Origin of the sequence: Nocardia sp. NPDC050408 (assembly GCF_044458905.1) — a bacterium.
Classification (GTDB): domain Bacteria; phylum Actinomycetota; class Actinomycetes; order Mycobacteriales; family Mycobacteriaceae; genus Nocardia.
Genome location: NZ_JBITIL010000020.1, coordinates 131392 through 136240, shown reverse-complemented (window position 1 = coordinate 136240; position 4849 = coordinate 131392). Strand labels below are relative to the sequence as shown.

The window sequence follows — 4849 nt, the reverse complement described above, 5'->3', positions numbered from 1 at the left end:
ACGCTGGCCACGAGGTCTCCGGTATTCAGGTTCTGCTTGGTCGCTGAACCCATCTACCGGAGACCTCACCCATCTCACGGCATCGACACACCCACTCCGGCAACGACTTTCAGCCGCAATCACGACGGCGGCGATCACCCCTCAGCACTTATGAAACACGCCCTAGGCGCTACTTCGGATCGCGCTCGGGGAGGGGGCGTTCGATGATGGTGGGGCGGCCGAGCGGGTTGCGGACGCGGCGTTTGGCCGAGGAATAGACCAGGGCGGTTTCGGCGGCCACGACGTCCCAGGCGAAGTCGGCGGTGAGGCGTTCGCGCGCGGCGTAGGCGCGGTGTTGGGTGGCGGCCGGATCGTCGAGGGTGGCGCGCACCGCTTCGACGATGCCGTCCACATCCGCCGGTTCGAAGGATGCGCCTGTGACGCCGTCGATGACGGCCTCGCCGAGACCACCCGCTGTGGAGGTGATCAGCGGGGTACCGGCGGCGGCCGCTTCGAGTGCGACGATGCCGAAGGGTTCGTAGCGGCTCGGCAGCACGATGGCATCGGCGCCGTGCAACCAGCCGAGCAGTTCCTCGTGATCGAGTTGACCGGCGAAGGTCACCGCGCGCGCGACCCGATGCACCCGGGCGCGTTCGCGCAGCCATTCGAACTGGGTGCCGATACCGGCGACGGTCAGCGTGGTGCCGGGGTGGGCGCGGCGGATGCGTGGCAGTGCGGCGATCGCGTCCTGCACGCCCTTCTCGTATTCCAGCCGACCCACATAGAGCAGCCGTGGCGGACCGGTGCGCGGTGCCCGCGGCCGGAAAGTCCACGCGCCCACATCGATTCCGTTGCGGATCACCGTCATCGGTACCCGCTCGGGCCCGTAGAGTCGCTCCACCTCGTCCTGCATGGAGGTCGAGCAGGTGATCAGCGCGTCCGATTCATTGGCCAGCCACCATTCGACCGAATGCACCTGCTTGTTGACCCGACCCGAGACCCAACCGCTGTGCCGCCCGGCCTCGGTGGCGTGGATGGTCGATACCAGCGGCACGTCGTAGTACTCGGCCAGCGCGATCGCCGGATGCGCGACCAACCAATCGTGCGCGTGCACGACATCCGGGACCCAGCCGTCGCCGATGCCGGGTTTGCCGAGCGCGACACCCGCGCGCACCATGGCATGGCCCATGGCCAGCGTCCAGGCGAGCATGTCCTCGCCGAAGTCGAAACACGGCGGATCCTCCGCGACCGCTACCACCAACACGCCCTCGGCGATGTAGGAGTGGGTGGGATGGGTCACGGAGTCGGTGCCGGAGGGGCGGCGGGCGAGCACGACCACTTCGTGACCGGCCGCGGCCAGTTCGACCGCCAGGTGATGCACATGGCGGCCCAACCCACCGACCACAACCGGTGGGTACTCCCACGACACCATCAAGATTTTCATGAATGTCCTTATCAGGCGGAGTCTCGGTCCGCGATCGCCAGCCGCCGGGTGTCCAAACTCGGGAACAGCCCGTCGGCCGCCCCCCATCCTGCCGTCAACTGGTGTGCTTTGGCGACTTGGCCCGCCCCGACAGCGGCGGCGATTTCCCGCACGGCGTGGGCGTGTCGGTGCGCCCGGTCGCGTGCATAGCTGGCCGCGGAGTCCTTGCTGACCATGAATGCCCAGTCGCTGGAGACAGTGAGGATGGCTTCGCGCAGCAGTTGGTCGGCAACCGGGTCGCGCAGTGCGGGTCCGCCGTCCGCGGCCCGCATTTTGTCGACTGTATCCAGCGTGAGGCGGACGATATCTTCGTTCAGTTCCACCAGGTCTTTGACCTGGTCGCCGGCCCACACCCGCCAATCCTTACCCGAACCCCAGGACGAATCGGCCAGTGGGACCGGCTCGCCGACGAACCCGCGCGCTCTGGCATCGGCCAGCGTTCCGACGGTGACGCCCGCCTCGGGCAATGCCCGCAACACCTGGGCCAGCCACTGCGGACCCTCATGCCACCAGTGCCCGAACAATTCGGTATCGAATGCGGCGACGACCAGGGCCGGACGCCCGATACGCGCCGATTCGTCGATCAGCCGTTCGCGCACGGTCCGCACGAAATCGTCGACATCGCGGACCACCGCCGCGGCCGCCAGTTCCGGGTCGTACGGCGCCTTGTCCGGGCCGGCGACCGTCTTGCCGGTGACGCGGGCGGGCTTGAGACCCGTGGCATGGTCATAGTGATGAAAGTCACGGTAGGCGCTCTGCCCCGGATAGCCGGACTTGGGCGACCAAACCCGGTAGCTCACTTGCAGATCCCGCCCGAAGGCCACCACATCCGATTCCCGGACCGGGCGGCCCAAGGTGGTATCGCCACGCAATGCGGGTCCATCGACCATGAAATGCGTCACGCCCGCGGCCGCGTATCCGGTCTCCATACCGGGGGTGTAGCCGCATTCGGGCGCCCAGATGCCGGTGGGGGTGTGGCCCCAGCGCTGCCTGGCATCGATCAGCCCCTCGCTGAGCTGGAACGCGCGCAGCCGCGGGTGTAGCAGGGGCTGGAACGGGTGCGCGAGCGGGCCGCCGAGCAGTTCGATGGCCTCGGCGTCGATCAGCTGCCGCCACACCGGCGCCGCGCCATGGCGCCAGTGCAGTTCGAATTCCGCGAGTGCCGCCGCGGCCAGTCGGTGCTCATGTCTGCCGAGCGCGACATTGCCCGCCATCGCGGCTTCGTCGGCGCGCAGCTGCCAATTGCCGAGCCAATGATGCATGCCCGCAAGACAATGTGGATCATCGAGCTGGGCGGCGAGCACCGGTGTGATCCCGAGGCTGACCAGATGCGAATGCCCCTCTGCGGCAAGGGTTCTCAGTACATCGACGACCGGAAGGTAAGAGGCGGCCCAGGATTGGTAGAGCCATTCCTCGCCGACCGGCCAGCGGCCGTGGTGGGCCAGCCAGGGCAGGTGGGAATGCAGGACCAGGGTGAACTGGCCGGGAACTTCTTGTCTGCTCAAGGCTTCACCGCGATGGCGACCAGGTCGAGGCTCGCATCGATGTCCTCGGTGATCAGTGCGAAATCGTCGATGGCGACCGCGGCGACATCTGCGGTCAGCTCGGCGGGCCACGGCTGTCCGGCCAGCGCACGCTCGATCTGCGCGTCGATGAACGAGCCACCGTGCTTGGCGTCCAACGCCTTAAGGGTCGGCCCGTGGTGCACGCCGGTCATTAGCGTGACCCGGAAACCCGCGTCGACGAGCAGTTCGGTGAGTTCATCGGCATTGAGTTCGCGGGTGTGGAACGGGTTGAGCGGGGTATCACGGCCGGGGGAGAAGGTGATCCGGTTCGGCGTGCTGATCAGCAGTTCGCCGCCGGGGCGCAGCACCCGAAGGCATTCCCGGATGAACTGGCCCTGGTCCCAGAGGTGTTCGATCACTTGGAAATTCACCACGACATCGACCGACTCGTCCTCCAGCGGCAGCGCGGCGAGATTGCCCTGGATCATCTCCACCCGCGGGTAACGCGAGCGCACATGCTCGACCGCGCTTGTGTCGTAGTCCAGACCGATCACCTTGGTGGCGACATCGGCGATCATGTTCGCACCGTAACCCTCACCGGATCCGGCCTCCAGCACCGTTTTTCCGGCACACCGCTCGAGCAGGCGCGCATAGACGATCTCGTGCCGACGGAACCAGTAGTTCTCCTCGGCGATGCCGGGTACGGTCCGCTCGCCGGTCAGCGGCAACGGCTCCACGGCCGACTCGGGAGTAATGCCCGGGGTCGTGCCTACTGCGGCAGGGATCACAGCCTCGCTCATCGCTCCGACGTTACTGGTACTGAATATTGCGGGGCACCCGCACCCGGGGGATCCGCGCATTATCGCCAGGATCGCCGTTCTGAGAGCTGAGCCGCTAAGTTACCCATGAGTAACTTAACGTAGGGTAGTGTCACGCCCTGAGCTACAAACAAGGACGTACGGCGCAGCTCGTGCGACCACCACACACGTGTAACCAGAACAGGAGGTCGACGAAGACCGATGCCGAACATCGTCGTACTCATCAAGCAGGTTCCCGACACCTGGTCCGAGCGCAAGCTGACCGACGGTGACTTCACCCTCGATCGCGAAGCCGCCGACGCCGTCCTCGACGAGATCAACGAGCGCGCCGTCGAAGAAGCGCTGCTGATCAAGGAGGCCCAGGGCGGCGAGGTCACCGTGCTGGCCGCCGGTCCGGACCGGGCCACCGAGGCCATCCGCAAGGCGCTGTCCATGGGCGCCGACAAGGCCATCCACATCAACGATCCGGCGATCCACGGCTCCGACGCCGTGCAGACCGCCTGGGTGCTGGCCAGTGCGCTGGGCCAGGTCGAGGGTGTCGAGTTGGTCATCGCGGGCAACGAGGCCACCGACGGTCGTTCCGGTGCGGTCCCCGCGATCATCGCCGAGTACCTGGGCCTGCCGCAGCTGACGCACCTGCGCAAGCTGACCGTCGACGGCGACAAGATCACCGGCGAGCGGGAGACCGACGAGGGCGTGTTCAAGCTGGAGGCCACCCTCCCGGCCATCGTCAGCGTCACCGAGAAGATCAACGAGCCGCGCTTCCCCTCCTTCAAGGGCATCATGGCCGCGAAGAAGAAGGAAGTGCAGACCTTCACGCTGGCCGACCTGGGCGTCGACCCGTCGACCGTCGGTGTGGCCAACTCGGGCACCGCCGTCACCGCGGCCACCCCGAAGCCCCCGCGCACCGCGGGCGAGAAGATCGCGGACGAGGGCGACGGCGGCACCAAGATCGCCGCGTACCTGGTCGGTCAGAAGATCATCTGATCCCGCCCGAGACTGTGCCCGCGGTGTGAGTTCAGCGCCCGGAGGAGGTAGCGAAGCGTGACCACGCAGGGCGTAGC

4 protein-coding genes are annotated in these 4849 nt (G+C 67.0%); 1 reads left to right on the top strand and 3 read right to left on the bottom strand.

What is annotated here, in order from left to right:
* Positions 1-169: 169 nt before the first annotated feature.
* The 3 genes from ACIBJI_RS36170 to ACIBJI_RS36160 are packed head-to-tail and all read right to left on the bottom strand — an operon-like array spanning position 170 to position 3767.
* The gene (locus ACIBJI_RS36170) at positions 170-1423 is read right to left on the bottom strand and encodes a glycosyltransferase family 4 protein (RefSeq protein WP_364359653.1); all 1254 of its coding nucleotides are present in this window, start codon (positions 1421-1423) and stop codon (positions 170-172) included.
* Positions 1424-1434: 11 nt separating this feature from the next.
* A complete protein-coding gene (locus tag ACIBJI_RS36165; protein ID WP_364359650.1) occupies positions 1435-2967 on the bottom strand; it encodes a glycoside hydrolase family 57 protein in 1533 nt (510 codons plus the stop codon).
* Positions 2964-3767 (bottom strand): class I SAM-dependent methyltransferase, encoded by an 804-nt coding sequence (locus tag ACIBJI_RS36160; protein ID WP_364359647.1) that lies wholly within the window; start codon positions 3765-3767, stop codon positions 2964-2966. The genes ACIBJI_RS36165 and ACIBJI_RS36160 overlap by 4 nt, the downstream gene beginning before the upstream one ends.
* Positions 3768-3986: 219 nt before the next feature.
* Here ACIBJI_RS36160 and ACIBJI_RS36155 point away from each other — a divergent pair, with 219 nt between their 5' ends.
* Positions 3987-4772: an electron transfer flavoprotein subunit beta/FixA family protein gene (locus ACIBJI_RS36155; RefSeq protein WP_364359644.1), complete on the top strand. Its 786-nt coding sequence runs from the start codon at positions 3987-3989 to the stop codon at positions 4770-4772.
* The last annotated feature ends 77 nt before the right edge of the window (positions 4773-4849 follow it).